The organism is Streptomyces sp. HSG2, assembly GCF_016598575.1.
Classification (GTDB): domain Bacteria; phylum Actinomycetota; class Actinomycetes; order Streptomycetales; family Streptomycetaceae; genus Streptomyces.
Genome location: NZ_CP066801.1, coordinates 1,381,797 through 1,399,055 on the forward strand (window position 1 = coordinate 1,381,797; position 17,259 = coordinate 1,399,055).

Genomic DNA, 17,259 nt, shown 5'->3' on the forward strand with positions numbered 1-17,259 from the left:
CGGCGCCCCGCTTGGCACCCACTGGTAGCGTTGCCGACCATGCGTCTCGTCATCGCCCGTTGCTCGGTGGACTACGCCGGACGGCTCACCGCCCACCTGCCCTCGGCCCCGCGTCTGATCCTGGTGAAGGCGGACGGCAGCGTCTCCATCCACGCCGACGACCGGGCCTACAAGCCCCTCAACTGGATGTCGCCGCCCTGCACGCTGAAGGAGGGGACCGGTGAGGACACGGGCGTGTGGACCGTCGTCAACAAGGCGGGCGAGAAGCTCATCATCACGATGGAGGACGTACTTCACGACTCCTCGCACGAGTTGGGCGTCGATCCCGGTCTGATCAAGGACGGCGTGGAGGCACATCTCCAGGAGCTGCTGGCCGACCGCATCGAGACGCTGGGTGACGGATACACACTGATCCGCCGCGAGTACCCCACCGCCATCGGACCGGTGGACATTCTCTGCCGGGACGCCGACGGGGGGACCGTCGCCGTCGAGATCAAACGACGCGGCGAGATCGACGGCGTCGAACAGCTCACCCGGTACCTGGAGCTGCTCAACCGCGACCCGCGTCTGGCCCCGGTCCGGGGGGTGTTCGCCGCCCAGGAGATCAAGCCACAGGCCAGGGTCCTGGCCACCGACCGCGGTATCGGCTGCCAGGTGCTGGACTACGACGCGCTGCGGGGCATCGAGGACGACAAGCTGCGACTGTTCTGAGACGGGACGGCCGGAGGCACTTCGGAGAGGCCACGCCGGCGACCCGGCGACCCGGCGAGGGAACGACTCAGATGATCTCCGGGGATCCCGCCGCGCCCGGCGTTCCCGTTCCGGAAGCCCCGGTCTCCGATGCGGCGGAACCGCTCGCCTCCACCGGGGTGGTGGTGCCACTCGCCGAGTCCGTGGTGGAGGGGTCCATCGTGGCGGTCTCCGAGGGCGCGGGGTCGTCCTCGACCTCGGTGGGCGACGTCGCGGAAGCGGTGCCGGACGGCCCGGGTTCGGTCTCCTCGCCCTCCGGGTCCGACGGCTCCACCGGCGGTGAGGGAACCCGAGGTGACGGTGTGACGCTCGGGGTCGCCGAGTCCTCGGGGTCGTCCGACGCGTCGGACGCCGTCGCGCGCGCCGGGACGTCGACTTCGGCGGACGACTCGGGGGAGGTGGTCCCGGCGGGGGCGTCCGTGACTCCCGGGACGACCTCCCGGTCGTCGGCCACGGGTTCTCCGGCGGGCACGCCGGGGGCGCCACCGCTCTTGGGCGTGTCGTCCTCGACCGCCCGCTCGGCGCTCAGGTCACCACCACCGAGCCCCTGGCTGGCGGACGGGTCCACCCCGACCCGGTCGGCGGGTACCACGCCTTCGCCGCCGGCGGTCGCGCCGAGCGTCACCACCGTGCCCAGCACCGCGACGAGCAGGGCCCCCGCCCCCGCGGCGACGAGGTTGCGCCGTGCGAGGCCGGCGATCCCGCCTCCCGACCGTCGGGGCCGCGCGTCGGGGACGCCACCTGCGACGAGGGTCGTCTCCGCCGGCGTCGCGGGGAACGCGTCCAGCCGGAGGGGCTCCGGGGGCGATCGGACGGGCTCGACGAGAGCGGCCGGTTCGAGACCGCGAGCCGGCGCCGTGGCAAAGGGCTCCGGTACCACCGGCGGTCCGACGACACCGAGGGCGCCCACCCCGGGGGTGTCCCCGGTACGGTCGGCCACCAGCGCCAGCGCTCGGCGGGCGGCCACGCTCCCCCGTCGGTCCGCGGCGGCCCCACGCAGCCCGATGGCCGTCTCCAGCTCCGCCCGGGCCCGGTCGTAGGAGGACCGGCAGAGGGCGAGGACGCCCAGTTCATGGTGGAAGTAGGCCTGTTCCGCGACCTCGCCGGCGAGCCGGGCGGCTTCGGCACCCGACCGCAACGCCCGCTCCCAGGCTCCCCAACGCGATCCGGCGGCGAAGGCGGGCGCGACCGTGCGGGCCAACCGCACGGCCGGGCCGACCTCGTCCCCGTCCCGTGGCGCCGCGACCGGAGCCAACACGGCGAGCGCGGCCAGGATCGCGTCGGCCTCGGCGCCGACGCGCTCCGGTGTGACGGAGGGGTGCCCGGCCCACCAGGCGTAGTGGCGGGCCGCGTCGCGGGCCCGGGCCGTGGCGTCCTCGCCGTAGCCGTCGGCCGTCAGTCGGGGCAGGACACCGGCCGCCAGCCGGTACCGGGATCCGACCGGGGTGACCAACCCGCAGGCGGTCAACTCGCCCAGGGCGGAGTCGGCGCGGGTGTCGCCGACCAGGGCGGGGAGATGCGCCTGGTGCGGCACCTCGCCACCGAGCGCCACCGCGAACTCCAAGGTGACCCGGGCCGAGCGACTCAGTCGGGACGCCAACAGCGCGGCGGGCGCGGCCACCTCTTGGAGCGCGGGCAGCGGAGTCGCCTCGTCGCCGCCCGTGTCGCAAGGGGCCGCGTCCTCCGGCGTCGCCTCGGCGAACACGCCGAACTCGTCGACGGCCTCGGCCCCGGCACGGGCTCGGTCGCGATGCCGGAGCAGCGCCGAGGCCTGGACGAAGCGCAGCGGCAGGCCTTCGGACTCGAACCACAGGTCGCCGACCCAGCTCGACTCCTCGGCGGTGAGGGACCGGCCCACCGCGTGCTCCGACAACTCCACGCAGGCCGAGCGTTCCAGGCCGCCCAGGACGACCTCCTCCACGGCCGCGGACGTCGACGGAGCGGGCACCTCCGGGGCGGTGGCCAGCAGAAAGGCGCACTCCGGGGCCGCGCCGAGCAGGGTGTCGAGCGCGGCGCCGCCGATCTCGGCGTCGTCCAGGACGACGATCGCGCCGATCTCGGCGACCAGCGCCGGGAGTTCGGCACGATCCGGCCGGTGGCACGGCGCGTGGTGGGTGGCGCGGAACAACTCCTCCAACAGGTCGTCGGCGCCGCGATGGCAGCCGTCGAGACGGACGACGCCGTCCGGGGCGAGGTCCGCGCAGTCCTCCGCGACGATCTCCAGCAGCCGCGTGCGACCGGAGCCCGCCGGACCCGTCAGCCGCACGGAGCGTCCCCGGGCCAGCGTCCGCACCAGGTGTTCCCGCTCCTCCTGCCGGGCGATGAGCGGCGGAGCGGGGCGGGCGTCGGGGCCGGACGGGGCGGGGGGCCGGGCCGCGCGGGCGACCTCGACGCGCTCGGCCGCCGTGAGCTTGCGCGGGGTACCGGGTGCCTCGGCGGGCGGGCACGGTTCGATCTCGCTGCCGTCGACCGGATTGACGGTCACCAGCAGGTCCCCGGAGACGAGTCGCACCACGCGGGACGGGGTGGTCGCGCTTCGTCCCGGGGCGGCGAGCTGGTCCTCGGGCCCGCGCGGGCGCGGCGGGTGGCCGCTCCGGCCATCCCGGCCGTACTCCTCGGCTCCCCGGTCGGTCGCCTCCATGGGTTCACGCCCCCAAACAAGGTCGGGTGCGCTCCGAGCCCCCCAGGCCTTGCCGCACACCGCGCTGTCGCTCCTGGCCCGGGCCACGCCGGACGTCGCGAGGCGACCGGCGGCCGGTACCGAATCCTCACCCAGTATTCCCGACCGGGCGGACACCCCGCAGGCTCACGAGGTCACATTCTCATGAGGATTGGGCCTAGCGGGTGTCTCGCCCGGGATGCCCCGGTCCGTCGTCGCCGTCTCGTACTTCCCGGCGGCGCTCCCCCGCCGGGATGGTCGCGGGCGGGGCGGATCGCGTCACACCCGGGGGAGGTTCTCCACTCCGATGCCGCCCTCGACGGCGAGGATCCGATGGAGACGAGTGGCCACCAGCAGTCGCTGCATCTGGAGGGGCACCCCCCGCAACACGAGCCGCCGACCGCGTCGACCGGCCCTCCGGTGAACCCCCATGATGACGCCGAGTCCGGTGGCGTCCCACGACTCCAGCCCGGAGAGGTCCAGGAGCAGGTCACCCTCGCCCGCGTCCACGGCCTCGTGCAGGATCGTGCGGGCGTCCGCGGCGCTGCGGACGTCGAGGCGCCCCCCGACGACCAGCTCGCTGTGGTCGCCGCTGATGTGCATATGCGTTCCCCGTCCTGCGTCTACGTCTGCCTGGCGTGGTGCGTACCGGCGGCCCGGCGCCGGCCGACGCCGCGGGAGGGGTCGGCCCCCGGGCCGCCGAGGGCCGAGAACCCCGGCGGGCGCGGTGGTCACCGGGGCCCGTCGTCGTCAGTGTCGGTAGAAGCCCTGCCCGCTCTTGCGGCCGATGTCACCGGCGTCCACCATCCGGCGCATCGACTCCGGCGGGGCGAACTTCTCGTCCTGCGTCTCGGCGTAGATGTTCCCGGTGGCGTGCAACAGGATGTCGACGCCCGTCAGGTCGGCGGTGGCCAACGGGCCCATGGCGTGGCCGAAGCCCAGCTTGCAGGCCAGGTCGATGTCCCCGGCGGTGGCGACGCCCGACTCGTGGAGCTTGGCCGCCTCGACCACGAGGGCCGAGATGAGCCGTGTGGTGACGAAACCGGCCACGTCGCGGTTGACGACGACGCAGGTCTTGCCGGTGGACTCGGCGAACTCCCGGGCGGCGGCGAGCGTCTCGTCAGTGGTCTTGTAGCCGCGTACCAGTTCGCACAGTCGCATCATCGGCACCGGGGAGAAGAAGTGCGTGCCCACGACCCGTTCGGGGCTCTCCGTCGCCGCGGCGATCTTGGTGATCGGGATCGCCGACGTGTTGGACGCCAGCACCGCCTCGTCCTTCACCAGCTTGTCCAGGGCACGGAAGATCTCGTGCTTGACCTCCAGCTTCTCGAACACGGCCTCCACGACGACGTCCGCGTCCGCGACGGCTTCCAGGTCGGTGGTGGTGGTGATCCGATCGAGGGCCGCGGCGGCCTCGTCCTCGGTCATCCCGCCCTTGGCGACGAACCGGTCGTACGAGGACCGGATGCCGTCGGTCCCCCGCGTCAGCGCCGCGTCGGTGACGTCGCGCAGCACGACGTCCCAGCCCGCCCGCGCGGATACCTGGGCGATACCGGACCCCATGAGTCCGGCTCCGATGACGGCGAGCTTCCGTGCCACTGTGCGACTCCCCTGATACACGCTGTTCTTCTTCTCGGGGCGGACACTAGCGTTCCGGAGAGCCCCTGTGACCGGTTAGTAACGCGCGTCACGTCTCACATGACGGACATCACACCGCAGAGGGCCATTCCGCGCCACGTACGGCGTAGTTGAGCCCGGCCGGACCGACGCCCGCCCCGCGCGGGATCGCCCGCGACGGGGTGCCGGGCCCCGCCCCGGCGAGGGTCCCGACCGAGGGGCGGCGCGCCTACCCTGGGGACATGGTCAACCTGACGCGCATCTACACGAGGACCGGCGACGACGGCACCACCGCCCTGGGCGACGGGAGCCGGGTGCCCAAGACGGACCCCCGGATCACCGCCTACGCCGACGCCAACGAGGCCAACGCGGCGCTGGGGACCGCCGTGGCCCTGGGCGCCCTGCACGAGGAGGTCGTCTCGGTCCTCGTCCGCGTCCAGAACGACCTCTTCGACGTGGGCGCGGACCTGTGCACACCGGTGGTGGAGGACCCGGAGTTTCCGCCGCTGCGCGTGGAGCAGTTCTACATCGACCGCTTGGAAGAGGACTGCGACCGCTTCAACGCCGGTCTGGAGAAGCTGCGCTCCTTCATCCTTCCGGGCGGCACGCCCGGGGCGGCCCTGCTGCACCAGGCCTGCACCGCGGTCCGCCGGGCCGAGCGCTCGACCTGGCAGGCGCTCGACACCCACGGCGACACGATGAACCCGCTGACCGCCACCTACCTCAACCGCCTGTCCGACCTGTTGTTCATCCTCGCCCGCACGGCCAACAAGTCGGTCGGTGACGTGCTGTGGGTGCCGGGCGGCGAGCGGTAGGACCGGGCGCCTACTCGACGGACCGCAGCCGGCGGTGGCCGGCGAGGGCCAGTTGCAGGGCGCCGACACACATCAGGACCACGCCCACCTTCGCCGGATCGACCAGCGGCAGCGAGACGTCCGGGAGGGCCAGACGCAGGACGAGGCCCAGGGCCAGGGTGCCGGCGCCCTCCAAGGCGTCCTTCCGGTTCCGCGTCACCGTCGTGTCCCCTCGTCGACCGTTCCCGGCCGGGTGTCGGCAGGCGCTTCGGGCGCCCTGCGGGGCCACACCGCGTAGGAGAGGGCGAACAGGCCGTGTGCGACGACGAGGAAGCAAACCTTGGCCTGCCACTCCAGCAGCGTGCCGACACGGGACGGGTCGTTGACGTACAGGATGGCCAGTCGTAGCAGCAGCACCGCGACCGCCCCGCCGACCAGGGTTCCGAGCCACACCCGCGCCTCGTGTCGGGCTCGTGCCGGACCGCGGCGTGGCGGCCGGACCAACGGGCGCCCCTCGAAGCGGTGGGCGGCGTGGCCGTCGAGCCACCGGACCGTGCGATGGCCGTGGCCGACGGTGTAGCCGAGATACAGCGCGGCCACGCCGTGCTCGGCGCGCGGCTCGGCTCCCCGTCCCAGGTCGATCGCCGTGGCCGTCAACAGCACCACCTCCAGAAGTGGTTCCAACAGGAGCAGGGTCAGTCCCACGCGGGGCATCCGCAACACATAACGGGACGTCAGGCCGGCGACCAGCAGCACCCAGAAGCCGACCTCGCAGGCGATGACGAGTTGGACGATCACATGGGGCTCCTCCCGATCCGCCTCCACGGTTCCCTGTCCGACGGCCGAAATCCTCGTCGCGGGGGACGAGTCGGCGGTACGCCGAAGGATGCAGGCCGAATCCGTCCCGCGGCTCTGTCGCCCGCCTCTCGCACCGTGTTGGATGGGCGGATGGTCGCCCTCCCCCGCCCGCACCGGTTCGACGTGTTCCTCGCGGTGGCGGGACTGCTGTGCGGGGCGGTGTTGTGGGGGGTGGGCCTGGTGATGCGCCCCTCCGGCCAACCCATCGTGCTCCTCGAAGGGCGCTGGCCACCGCTCCTGGCGCTGTCGCTGACCGCGGGCTGCGCGGTGTTCCGTCGAAGCGCGCCACGCGCCGCCGTGACCATCGCCACGGCGGCACTCGTGGTGGACACCACGACGGAGGGCAGCCTCGTCACGGTCCTGCTGTACACCGACGTCGTGTACGCCGCCGTCCTGTACGGCCCCCCGGCGACGGCCCGTGCCCTGCCCCGGTACACGGGGCTGATCACGGCCGTCGCGGCCGTGGTGCCCTACGCCGTGTGGCGGGTCCCGGAGGCATTGTTGGTGGGCGTGTACGTCGGGCTCGTCACCTTCGCGCCCGCCTCCACCGGGCTACTGGTCCGCGGGCACCGGGAGCGGGCCGAGGCGGCGGTGTCCCGGGCGGAACAGACCGCGCTGCTGGCCGAGATGGACCGGGTACAGGCGGTGACGGCGGAGCGCGCCCGGATGGCGAGGGAGTGGCACGACCTGGTCGCCAACCGCCTCTCGGCCGTGGCCCTGCACTCCACCGCCGCCCTCTCCCTGCGCGACGAGGCCACCAGCCGCGAGGCACTGTCGGTGATCCGGGAGAACAGTGTGGCGGGGTTGGAGGAGATGCGAAGGCTGATCGCGTTGTCCCGGGACCCCGAGGGCGACGACGGCCCGGGGCCGGCCCCGACTCTGGCGGGTCTGGACTCCCTGGTGGCATCGGCGCGCGCCCACGGGACGGAGGTCCGTCTGGTGGCGGGGCAGGGAGCGGGGCTGTCCACCCCCGTCGAGCTGGCGGCCTACCGGATCGTCCAGGAGTCGCTCACCAACGCGTTGAAACACGCCGGGCCGGGCCCGGTCACGGTGGTGCTGGCCCGTGCCGGGAACGTCCTGCGCGTGGAGGTGACCAGCCCCTACGACGGGGACGGCCCCCGGCCCCCCCGGCTCCCGGGATCCGGGGCGGGGCTGGTCGGCATGCGGGAGCGGGTCGGGTTGCTGGGCGGCGACCTGGAGGTGGGTCCCCGACCGGTCGCCGGAGAGGACGGGCGCGCCGTCTGGTCGGTGCGGGCCCGCCTGCCTGTCGTGGAGAGCGCGACGCGGGGGGTGGTCGCGTGATCCGTGTGCTGGTGGCCGAGGACCAGTCCGCGGTCCGCGCGGGGCTGGTGCTCATCCTCGACAGCGCCCCGGACATCGAAGTGGTCGGACAGGCGGCGGACGGCGAGCGGGCCGTCGCGCTGGCCCGGGAACTCCGCCCCGATCTGGTCGTGATGGATCTGCGGATGCCCTGCCTGGACGGGGTGGCGGCGACCCGCCTGGTGGCGGGCGAGGGAGTCGCCGAGGTCCTGGTGTTGACCACCTTCGATCTCGACGAGTACGTCTTCGGCGCCCTGCGGGCGGGTGCCGCCGGCTTCCTGCTGAAGAGTGCCGAGGCCGCCGACCTGATCGCGGCGGTGCGGGCGGTGGCAGCCGGTGAGGGCGTGCTCGCCCCGGCGGTCACCCGACGGTTGATCGCCGAGTTCGCCCGCAGTCCCGAGAAGCCCGGCCCCGTCCCCCCGCCGCCGGGTCTGGCCGAGCTGACCCGGCGGGAGCGCGAGGTCCTCGCGTGCCTCGGAGAGGGGCTGTCCAACGCCGCCGTGGCGGAACGCCTGACGATGGCGGAGGCCACGGTGAAGACCCACGTTAGCAGGGTGCTGGCCAAGCTGGGGCTGCGCAGTCGCATGGAGGCGGCGGTGCTGGCCCGGAGGGTGGAACGCTGAGGAGGTCCCTCCCGGTGTTCCGTGGACGTTCCCGCCTCGCGCTTCGCCGCTCGACCGGACACGACGAGGCGCGACGGTTCGGACGGTCGGGATTCCCCCGGGAGGGCGAGCCGGGTCAGGCGACGTTGACTCGCTGTCCCGGGGGGGCCGCCTCCAGCCAGGCCAGGAAGCCGGTCAGCGCGTCCTCGCTCATCGCCAGCTCCAGGCGGGTGCCCCGGTGCAGGCAGGCCAGTACGACGGCGTCGGACAGGAGCGCCAGTTCCTCGTCCCCGGCCGGAACCCGTCGTCCGGCGACCTCGATCGCGGCGCGTTCCAGGATCCGTCGGGGGCGTGGGGAGTAGGAGAAGACCCGGTACCACTCGACGCGGTCGCCGTTGTAGCGGGAGACCCCGTAGGCCCAGCCCTTCCCGGTGCCCTCGCCCTCCTGCGGGGCGTCCCAGCGCACCGAGCAGTCGAAGGTGCCGCCGGAACGTTGGATCAGCCGGCGACGCAGCCCGAAGACGAACAGGCCGACCAGCACCAGGGCGACGACGACACCGCTCACGGTCAGAGCGAGGACCACCGAAACCGACCTCCTCGTCTCCTAGGCGACGGGACGCGTGGGACGTCCCCCATCCGGCACAGCCGCGGCCGGGTCCGGATCGCTCCGGTCCCAGCCGCGGCTGAGGCACTCATCGTACGGCTTTCCCAGAGCCTAATGGCCCCGGGCCCGGCCCTCGGGGGTCAGCGCGCCGTCGCGGCTCGCAGCCGGACGTCGGCCCGGCGCTGCGCCGAGGCGTCGGCGTCCGACTTGGCACGCTCCAGTGCCCGCTCGGCGCGCTGGATGTCGATCTCGTCCGACAGCTCGGCGATCTCGGCCAGCACCGACAGCTTGTCGTCGGAGAAGGAGAGGAAACCGCCGTGCACCGCGGCGACGACCGTCCCTCCCTCGCGCGTCCGGATCGTCACCGGGCCCGACTCCAGCACACCGAGCAGCGGCTGGTGACCGGGCATGACGCCGATGTCGCCGGACGTGGTGCGCGCGACGACCAGGGTGGCCTCGCCGGACCAGACCTCTCGGTCGGCCGCGACCAGCGCGACGTGCAGCTCAGCAGCCAAGAGTGGCTCCTCGGGTCACCACCCGGCGGGTGTGCCGGGTGTGGGTTGCAAGTGGCGTACGGGAGGGGGCGGGACGCGCCCGACCCCTCCCGAGGGGAGGCGGGGTCAGGAGACGCCCAGCTCCTTCGCGTTCTTCTTCAGGTCCTCGAGCCCGCCGCACATGAAGAAGGCCTGCTCGGGGAAGTGGTCGTACTCGCCGTCGCAGATCGCGTTGAACGCGGCGATCGATTCGTCCAGTGGCACGTCCGAACCGTCCACGCCGGTGAACTGCTTGGCGGCGTGGGTGTTCTGCGAGAGGAAGCGCTCCACGCGACGGGCGCGGTGGACGACGAGCTTGTCCTCCTCGCCCAGTTCGTCGATGCCGAGGATCGCGATGATGTCCTGGAGGTCCTTGTACTTCTGCAGGATGTTCTTGACGCGCATGGCGGCGTCGTAGTGGTCCTGCGCGATGTAGCGGGGGTCCAGGATCCGGGAGGTGGAGTCCAGCGGGTCCACGGCCGGGTAGATGCCCTTCTCCGAGATCGGACGGGAGAGCACCGTCGTCGCGTCGAGGTGGGCGAAGGTGGTGGCCGGGGCCGGGTCCGTCAGGTCGTCCGCGGGGACGTAGATCGCCTGCATCGAGGTGATCGAGTGACCGCGGGTCGAGGTGATGCGCTCCTGGAGGACACCCATCTCGTCGGCCAGGTTCGGCTGGTAACCCACCGCGGAGGGCATCCGGCCGAGCAGGGTCGAGACCTCGGAGCCGGCCTGGGTGAAGCGGAAGATGTTGTCGATGAAGAACAGCACGTCCTGCTTCTGGACGTCGCGGAAGTACTCCGCCATCGTCAGACCGGACAGCGCCACGCGCAGACGGGTGCCCGGAGGCTCGTCCATCTGCCCGAAGACCAGCGCGGTCTTGTCCAGAACGCCGGCCTCCTCCATCTCGACCATGAGGTCGTTGCCCTCACGGGTGCGCTCGCCCACGCCCGCGAAGACCGACACACCCTCGTGCAGCTTCGCCACACGCATGATCATTTCCTGGATGAGCACGGTCTTGCCGACGCCGGCTCCACCGAACAGACCGATCTTTCCACCCTTGACGTACGGGGTGAGGAGGTCGACGACCTTCAGGCCGGTCTCGAACATCTCGGTCTTCGACTCGAGCTGGTCGAAGGCGGGAGCCGTGCGGTGGATCGCCCAGCGCTCGGCGCCGTCGAGGACCGACGGGTCGTCGTTCAGCACCTGGCCGAGGGTGTTGAACACCCGGCCCTTGGTGACGTCGCCGACCGGGACCGTGATCCCCGCGCCGGTGTCGGTAACCCGGGCCTGGCGGACCAGACCGTCAGTGGGCTCCATCGAGATCGCGCGGACCACGCCGTCGCCCAGGTGCTGGGCGACTTCGAGCGTCAGCGTCTTGTTCTTGCCGTCCTCGGCCGGGTCGGCGACCTCGACGTGCAGCGCGTTGTAGATGTCCGGCATCGCGTCGACGGGGAACTCCACGTCGACGACCGGGCCGATGACCCGCGCGACGCGGCCCGTCGCCGTGGCCGTCTCAGCAGTGGTGGTCATTAGTAGTCACTCCCCGCGGTCGCGTCGGCGAGGGCGCTCGCGCCACCGACGATCTCGCTGATTTCCTGGGTGATGTCGGCCTGTCGGGCCTGGTTGGCAAGCCGGGTGAGGCTCTCGATCAGCTCACCGGCGTTGTCGGTGGCCGACTTCATGGCACGACGCGTGGCGGCGTGCTTCGAAGCGGCCGACTGGAGAAGCGCGTTGTAGATGCGGCTCTCCACGTAGCGCGGCAGCAGCGCGTCGAGGACGTCCTCGGCCGACGGCTCGAAGTCGTACAGCGGCGCGATCTCGCCCTCGCGGGGCTTGTCCGCCACCTCGTCCAGCCGCAGCGGCAGCAGTCGGGCGTCCACGGCGGTCTGGACCATCATCGACACGAACTCGGTGTAGACGATGTGCAGTTCGTCGACGCCACCGTCGGCCGAGTCCGTCTCGATCGCCTCGATCAGCGGGGCGGCGACCTTCTTGGCGTCGGCGTAGGTGGGCTCGTCGGTGAATCCGGTCATCGACCGCGCCACCTTCCGCTCACGGAAGGTGTAGTGCGCGAGACCGCGTCGGCCGACGATGTAGACGTCGACCTCCTTGCCGTCCTTCTCCAGCCGCTCGGTGAGCTGCTCGGCGGCCTTGATGGCGTTGGAGTTGAAGGCTCCGGCCAGGCCCCGGTCGCTCGTGAGGAGCAGGACCGCGGCACGGGTCGGGTTCTCCGCCTCCGTCGTGAGCGGGTGCTGGGTGTTCGAACCCGAACCGACCGCCGTGACCGCGCGGGTCAGTTCCCGCGCGTAGGGCGTGGAGGACGCCACCTTGCGCTGTGCCTTGACGACACGCGAGGCGGCGATCATCTCCATCGCCTTCGTGATCTTCTTGGTCGCGGTGACGGATCGGATGCGACGCTTGTAGACCCGGAGCTGGGCTCCCATGAGTCAGGTCCCTTCCTTACGTCACTTGGCGGCGGCCGGAGCGTCCTCGCCGAGCAGCTTGCCGTCCGAGGTCTCGAACTGCTTCTTGAAGTCGGCGATGGCGTCGCCGATGGCCTGCAGCGTGTCGTCGGACATCTTGCCGCCCTCCTTGATGGAGGTCATCAGGCCCTGCTCGGTGCGGTGCAGGTGGTCCAGGAGCTCCGACTCGAAGCGTCGGATGTCCGCGACCGGGACGTCGTCCATCTTGCCGTTGGTGCCGGCCCAGACGGAGATGACCTGGTCCTCGGTGGCCATCGGCTGGTACTGGCCCTGCTTGAGCAGTTCCACCATCCGCTGACCTCGCTCCAGCTGTGCCTTCGACGCGGCGTCCAGGTCGGAGCCGAAGGCGGCGAACGCCTCCAGTTCGCGGTACTGGGCGAGGTCGACGCGGAGCCGGCCCGAGACCTGGCGGATCGCCTTGTGCTGGGCGCTGCCGCCGACGCGGGAGACCGAGATGCCGACGTTCAGCGCGGGTCGCTGACCGGCGTTGAACAGGTCCGACTCCAGGAAGCACTGGCCGTCGGTGATGGAGATGACGTTGGTCGGGATGAACGCCGAGACGTCGTTGGCCTTGGTCTCGACGATCGGCAGACCGGTCATCGAGCCGGCGCCCAGGTCGTCGGAGAGCTTGGCGCAGCGCTCCAGGAGCCGGGAGTGCAGGTAGAACACGTCGCCCGGGTAGGCCTCGCGACCCGGCGGACGGCGCAGCAGCAGCGAGACGGCACGGTAGGCGTCGGCCTGCTTGGACAGGTCGTCGAAGACGATCAGGACGTGCTTGCCCTGGTACATCCACTGCTGACCGATGGCCGAACCGGTGTAGGGGGCCAGGTACTTGAAGCCCGCAGGGTCGGACGCCGGGGCGGCGACGATGGTCGTGTACTCCAGGGCGCCGTTCTCCTCCAGCGCGCGGCGCACGCCGGCGATGGTGGAGCCCTTCTGGCCGATGGCGACGTAGATGCAGCGGACCTGCTTGTTCGGGTCGCCGGTGCGCCAGTTGTCGCGCTGGTTGATGATCGTGTCGACGGCCAGCGCGGTCTTGCCGGTCTGCCGGTCGCCGATGATCAGCTGTCGCTGGCCGCGGCCGATCGGCGTCATGGCGTCCACGGCCTTGTAGCCGGTCTCCATGGGCTCGTGGACCGACTTGCGCTGCATCACCGTAGGGGCCTGCAGTTCGAGGGCGCGGCGTCCCTCGGTCTCGATCTCGCCGAGGCCGTCGATCGGGTTGCCGAGCGGGTCGACCACGCGGCCGAGGTAGCCCTCGCCGACGGCGACCGACAGGACCTCGCCGGTACGGCTGACCGGCTGGCCCTCCTCGATACCGCTGAACTCGCCGAGGACGATGGCACCGATCTCGCGCTCCTCGAGGTTGAGGGCGAGGCCGAGGGTGCCGTCCTCGAACTTCAGCAGCTCGTTGGCCATGGTCGAGGGGAGGCCCTCCACCTTGGCGATGCCGTCGCCGGCAAAGGTGACCGTGCCGACCTCCTCGCGCGAGGCCGCGTCCGGCTTGTACGCCTGGACAAAGTTCTCCAGCGCGTCCCGGATCTCCTCCGGCCGGATCGTGAGCTCCGCCATCTGGGTTCCCTGCTCTCCTTGTTGGGCCCGAAGTTTCTTGGGGGGGATCTGGGGGCTCCCCCCAGAAACTCTGCATCCTCTGCACGGCCCAACCAGGGCCGTAGGTACTTCCTGCGTATTCAGTTGCCGCGGCGGCCGGTCGGCCGCTCGGGGCCGTCAGCCCGCCAGTCGGCGGCCGGCGGCCTCGATGCGGTCCGCGATGGAACCGTTGATGACCTCGTCGCCGACCCGCACCCGGATTCCGCCGAGGACCTCGGGGTCCACGTCCAGGTTGAGGTGGAGCGGTCGCCCGTAGAGCCCGGCGAGGGCGGCGCCGAGGCGTCGCTTCTGCGGGTCGCTCAGCGGGACCGCCGAGGTGACGACGGCGACCATGCGGTCGCGCCGCTCGGCCGCGAGCCTGGACAGGGACTCGACCCCCGACTCCAGACTACGTCCTCGCGGAGCCGTGACCAGGCGGGTCACCAGGCGCTCCGTGCCCGGCTTGGCCCTGCCCCCGAGCAAGGTGCCCAGCAGCCCGGCCTTGGCCGAGGCGGGCGCCTCGCGGTCGGTCAGCGCGGCGCGGAGCTCGGTGCTGGAGGCGACGATCCGGCCGAAGCGGAAGAGTTCGTCTTCCACATCGTCCAGCGTGCCGTCCCGCTGGGCGGCCGTGAGATCGGCGGTGTCGGCCAGCTGCTCCAGCGCGTCCACCAGGTCACGGCTGCGCGACCACCGGGAGCGCACCAGACCGGACACCAGGTCGGCCGTGTCGCCGCCGATCCGGGTCCCGACCAGGCGCCGCGCCAGGTCCGCCTTGGCCTCCGGGGACTGCGCCGGGTCGGTGAGGACCCGACGCAGCGACACCTCGCGGTCGAGCAGCGCGGTGACGGCGGCCAGCTCGTCGGCGAGCCGCGCCGCGTCGGCGGACGTGGAGTCCGTCAGCGCGTCGAGTCGCTCGCGTCCGGCTGCCAGGGCCTCGCGGCTCGCTCCGTTCATCGCGTGGCCTCGGCCTTCGCCGACTTGTCCTCGAGCTCGTCCAGGAACCGGTCGATGACGCGGCTCTGCCGAGCGTGGTCCTCGAGGGACTCGCCGACCAGCTTGCCGGCCAGTTCCGTCGCGAGCGTGCCGAGGTCCTGGCGCAGCGCGGACGCGGCGGCCTTCCGGTCGGCCTGGATCTGGGCGTGGCCCGCGGCGACGATCTCCTCGCGCTGACGCTGGCCCTCCGCGCGCATCTCGGCGATGAGCGCGGCGCCCTGCTCCTGCGACTCCTGACGCAGCCGCGCGGCCTCGTGGCGTGCCTCGGCGAGCTGTGCCTTGTACTGCTCCAGGACGCTCTGGGCCTCGGTCTGCGCGGCCTCGGCCTTCTCGATACCGCCCTCGATGGCCTCGCGACGCTCCTCCAGAACCTTGTTGATGTTCGGAAGCAGCTTCTTCCAGAAGAAGAAGAACACGATGGCGAAGGCGATGGTGCCCACGAGCAGCTCGGGGCCCGGCGGAATGAGCGGGTTCTGCTCTTCCTCGGCCGCCAGCTGTACGAGCTTGGCGATCACATCAGTGCCTTTCGTCGAAACGTTTGGCTCGTCGGCGTTCGTCAGTTGTAGACGAACGGCATGACGATGCCGATGAGGGCGAGCGCCTCACAGAAGGCGAAGCCGAGGATCTGGTTGGCACGGATCAGACCGGCGGCCTCGGGCTGGCGGGCCAGCGCCTGGGTGCCGTTGCCGAAGATGATGCCGACGCCGACACCGGGGCCGATCGCGGCGAGGCCGTAGCCGATGGAACCGATGTTGCCTTCGACGGCGGCGAGGGTCTCAAGGGCAGCCATGCTGATTCTTCCTTCTCTTTTCCGGACCGGCGGGGGTTGGCCACCGGACGATCATGGGGGTGTGGTGCGGGTCGCTCAGTGGTGCTTGGCGAGAGCGCCCTGGATGTAGGAGCAAGCGAGCAGGACGAAGACGTACGCCTGCACGAGTTGCACGAAGAGCTCGAAGAGGATCATGGCGATGGTCATCGCGAAGGAGACGCCCGCCGCAGGGATCATCCAGCTGTTCAGCAGGTACCAGGAGGCGACGGTGAACATCACCAGCATCAGGTGACCGGCGAACATGTTGGCGAACAGTCGCACCGCGTGGGTGAACGGCCTGACCAGCAGGTTGGAGAAGAACTCGATCACCACGACGAGCGGCAGCACCGGGCCGAGCGACTTGTCGTAGCCCGTGAAGTTCTTGAGGGCGCCGACGAATCCGTGGCGCTTGAAGGTCAGCGACACCCAGACCAGGTAGACGATGACCGCCAGCACGATCGGGTAAGCGATGATCGACGACACCGGGAACTGGGCGAGCGGGATCACCGACCAGATGTTCATGATCCAGATGAAGAAGAACAGCGAGACCATCAGCGGGACGTACTTCTCGCCCTCCCGCTTTCCGAGCGTCTCGTAGACGATGGTGCGGCGGACGAAGTCGTAGCCGGCCTCTCCGACCATCTGCAGCTTGCCCGGCACCACCCGCGCCTTGCCGAAGGCCGCCCAGAAGAAGACCGTGACGACGACGGTGGTGATGAGAGCGAGCAGCATCACCTTGTTGAACTCGAACCCGCCGACGGTGAAGATCGGCTTGAAGAGGAACGAGTGCAGGCCGGGAGCCGGAAAGCCACAGCCGTTGTCGGACATGACCCGACAGCTCCAGTCAAAGGCGAGCTGGGTCTGGTCAGCACTCACCGCGGGCTCCTTCGGCGTGACGCATGGGTACGGCAACCTCGTTGTGTCGGCGCGGCGCGAGGCCGCGGTTCGGCACGGGACTGGTGTTACGGATGTGGGGGCGGTCGTGGGGTGTCCCGCCTCGCGTTCGGGCGGGCCTCAGCTCGGATGCCCGCGCCCACGATGCCGCAGTTGGCACCGGACGATAGCAGGGTCTCTCATGGGCTCTTATCCCGCCCCTACCTCTCACCGCGCCCGCCCCGGCCCACCGGGCCCCCGGCCCGCGACCGGTTCCGGCTCGACGTAGAGGATCTTGGCCTTCATGTGGGCTCGGGTCTGCGCCGCGATCCAGGTCAGGGTGGCCGCGACCAGGGTGAACGCGAAGACCTTCGGGTCGAAGAGCGTGGTGTCCCTGAAGGCCGTCAGGAAGACGAACAACAAGAGGATCTGTGCCATGTAGAGCATCAGCCCCATGGCCTGGAAGAGGTGCGGAAGCGACCGGGCCACGCGCTGCAGGACGTACAGACCGATCCCCATGAAGAGGATCACCACCACCGCGGCGACCAAGGCACCGATCACCCCCCGCCCGCCGACGGCCACCGCGCCGATCACGGCGGCGGTCACCCCGACGGCGGCCGTGGGGACGGCAGCCTGGGACAAGGTCCGGACGTCGTTGGACGGCATGGCGGCATCTCCGCTTTCGCAGGGGGCAGGGGTGTCGTCATGGACGAGCGTAATCCCGGACCGAGCGAGCTCCTGACGCCGAGGAGACCGTCGCGAGGCGACCCTTGGG

19 protein-coding genes are annotated in these 17,259 nt (G+C 71.3%); 4 read left to right on the plus strand and 15 right to left on the minus strand.

The genetic code is table 11. From position 1 onward, the window contains the following. The first annotated feature begins 39 nt into the window (after window positions 1-39). Window positions 40-711 (plus strand): endonuclease NucS, encoded by a 672-nt coding sequence (gene nucS, locus JEK78_RS05520; protein ID WP_200262984.1) that lies wholly within the window; start codon window positions 40-42, stop codon window positions 709-711. A gap of 67 nt (window positions 712-778) precedes the next feature. On the opposite strand, the gene JEK78_RS05525 is transcribed toward nucS, so the two are convergent. The 3 genes from JEK78_RS05525 to JEK78_RS05535 form a co-directional block, all read right to left on the minus strand. Continuing rightward, window positions 779-3,391, minus strand: a complete 2,613-nt coding sequence (locus tag JEK78_RS05525) for an ATP-binding protein (RefSeq protein WP_200262985.1) — start codon at window positions 3,389-3,391, stop codon at window positions 779-781. Window positions 3,392-3,688: 297 nt separating this feature from the next. Further along, the gene (locus JEK78_RS05530) at window positions 3,689-4,012 is read right to left on the minus strand and encodes an STAS domain-containing protein (protein WP_200262986.1); all 324 of its coding nucleotides are present in this window, start codon (window positions 4,010-4,012) and stop codon (window positions 3,689-3,691) included. Window positions 4,013-4,159: 147 nt separating this feature from the next. Beyond that, window positions 4,160-5,008: a 3-hydroxyacyl-CoA dehydrogenase family protein gene (locus JEK78_RS05535; protein ID WP_200262987.1), complete on the minus strand. Its 849-nt coding sequence runs from the start codon at window positions 5,006-5,008 to the stop codon at window positions 4,160-4,162. A 260-nt stretch (window positions 5,009-5,268) separates the two neighbouring features. Here JEK78_RS05535 and JEK78_RS05540 point away from each other — a divergent pair, with 260 nt between their 5' ends. Next, window positions 5,269-5,841: a cob(I)yrinic acid a,c-diamide adenosyltransferase gene (locus JEK78_RS05540; protein WP_200262988.1), complete on the plus strand. Its 573-nt coding sequence runs from the start codon at window positions 5,269-5,271 to the stop codon at window positions 5,839-5,841. A 10-nt stretch (window positions 5,842-5,851) separates the two neighbouring features. Here JEK78_RS05540 and JEK78_RS05545 read toward each other — a convergent pair whose 3' ends face one another. Both JEK78_RS05545 and JEK78_RS05550 read right to left on the minus strand, forming a co-directional pair. Then, window positions 5,852-6,040: a DUF5708 family protein gene (locus JEK78_RS05545; RefSeq protein ID WP_200262989.1), complete on the minus strand. Its 189-nt coding sequence runs from the start codon at window positions 6,038-6,040 to the stop codon at window positions 5,852-5,854. After that, entirely contained in the window at window positions 6,037-6,618 is a 582-nt protein-coding gene (locus JEK78_RS05550; RefSeq protein WP_200262990.1) for a hypothetical protein, read from the minus strand. The genes JEK78_RS05545 and JEK78_RS05550 overlap by 4 nt, the downstream gene beginning before the upstream one ends. Before the next feature lie 150 nt (window positions 6,619-6,768). On the opposite strand from JEK78_RS05550, the gene JEK78_RS05555 reads away from it, so the two are divergent. Further along, on the plus strand, window positions 6,769-7,980 hold the full coding sequence (locus tag JEK78_RS05555) for a histidine kinase (RefSeq protein WP_200262991.1): 1,212 nt from the start codon (window positions 6,769-6,771) through the stop codon (window positions 7,978-7,980). Continuing rightward, on the plus strand, window positions 7,977-8,621 hold the full coding sequence (locus JEK78_RS05560; RefSeq protein WP_200262992.1) for a response regulator transcription factor: 645 nt from the start codon (window positions 7,977-7,979) through the stop codon (window positions 8,619-8,621). The genes JEK78_RS05555 and JEK78_RS05560 overlap by 4 nt, the downstream gene beginning before the upstream one ends. 115 nt (window positions 8,622-8,736) lie before the next feature. On the opposite strand, the gene JEK78_RS05565 is transcribed toward JEK78_RS05560, so the two are convergent. The 10 genes from JEK78_RS05565 to JEK78_RS05610 all read right to left on the minus strand — a co-directional run bounded on the left by JEK78_RS05565 (window position 8,737) and on the right by JEK78_RS05610 (window position 17,150). Further along, complete coding sequence (locus tag JEK78_RS05565; RefSeq protein ID WP_200262993.1) at window positions 8,737-9,183, minus strand: DUF2550 domain-containing protein; 447 nt, start codon at window positions 9,181-9,183, stop codon at window positions 8,737-8,739. 161 nt (window positions 9,184-9,344) lie between these two features. After that, entirely contained in the window at window positions 9,345-9,719 is a 375-nt protein-coding gene (locus tag JEK78_RS05570) for a F0F1 ATP synthase subunit epsilon (protein WP_200262994.1), read from the minus strand. Window positions 9,720-9,824: 105 nt separating this feature from the next. Then, complete coding sequence (gene atpD / locus JEK78_RS05575) at window positions 9,825-11,267, minus strand: F0F1 ATP synthase subunit beta (RefSeq protein WP_200262995.1); 1,443 nt, start codon at window positions 11,265-11,267, stop codon at window positions 9,825-9,827. After that, the gene (locus JEK78_RS05580; protein WP_200262996.1) at window positions 11,267-12,181 is read right to left on the minus strand and encodes a F0F1 ATP synthase subunit gamma; all 915 of its coding nucleotides are present in this window, start codon (window positions 12,179-12,181) and stop codon (window positions 11,267-11,269) included. Before JEK78_RS05580 ends, atpD begins: the two co-directional genes overlap by 1 nt. A 21-nt stretch (window positions 12,182-12,202) precedes the next feature. Continuing rightward, window positions 12,203-13,792 carry a F0F1 ATP synthase subunit alpha gene (atpA, locus tag JEK78_RS05585; protein WP_200262997.1) on the minus strand — a complete coding sequence of 530 codons (1,590 nt, stop codon included), beginning with the start codon at window positions 13,790-13,792 and terminating at the stop codon, window positions 12,203-12,205. Between the two features lie 156 nt (window positions 13,793-13,948). Continuing rightward, entirely contained in the window at window positions 13,949-14,764 is an 816-nt protein-coding gene (locus tag JEK78_RS05590; RefSeq protein ID WP_200262998.1) for a F0F1 ATP synthase subunit delta, read from the minus strand. Then, window positions 14,761-15,318, minus strand: a complete 558-nt coding sequence (locus JEK78_RS05595; protein WP_200262999.1) for a F0F1 ATP synthase subunit B — start codon at window positions 15,316-15,318, stop codon at window positions 14,761-14,763. The genes JEK78_RS05590 and JEK78_RS05595 overlap by 4 nt, the downstream gene beginning before the upstream one ends. Window positions 15,319-15,359: 41 nt before the next feature. Continuing rightward, window positions 15,360-15,593 (minus strand): ATP synthase F0 subunit C, encoded by a 234-nt coding sequence (atpE, locus tag JEK78_RS05600; RefSeq protein WP_143636214.1) that lies wholly within the window; start codon window positions 15,591-15,593, stop codon window positions 15,360-15,362. A gap of 75 nt (window positions 15,594-15,668) precedes the next feature. Next, window positions 15,669-16,439, minus strand: a complete 771-nt coding sequence (gene atpB / locus JEK78_RS05605; protein ID WP_200264006.1) for a F0F1 ATP synthase subunit A — start codon at window positions 16,437-16,439, stop codon at window positions 15,669-15,671. A 273-nt stretch (window positions 16,440-16,712) separates the two neighbouring features. Further along, entirely contained in the window at window positions 16,713-17,150 is a 438-nt protein-coding gene (locus JEK78_RS05610; RefSeq protein WP_200263000.1) for a hypothetical protein, read from the minus strand. Window positions 17,151-17,259: the final 109 nt, after the last annotated feature.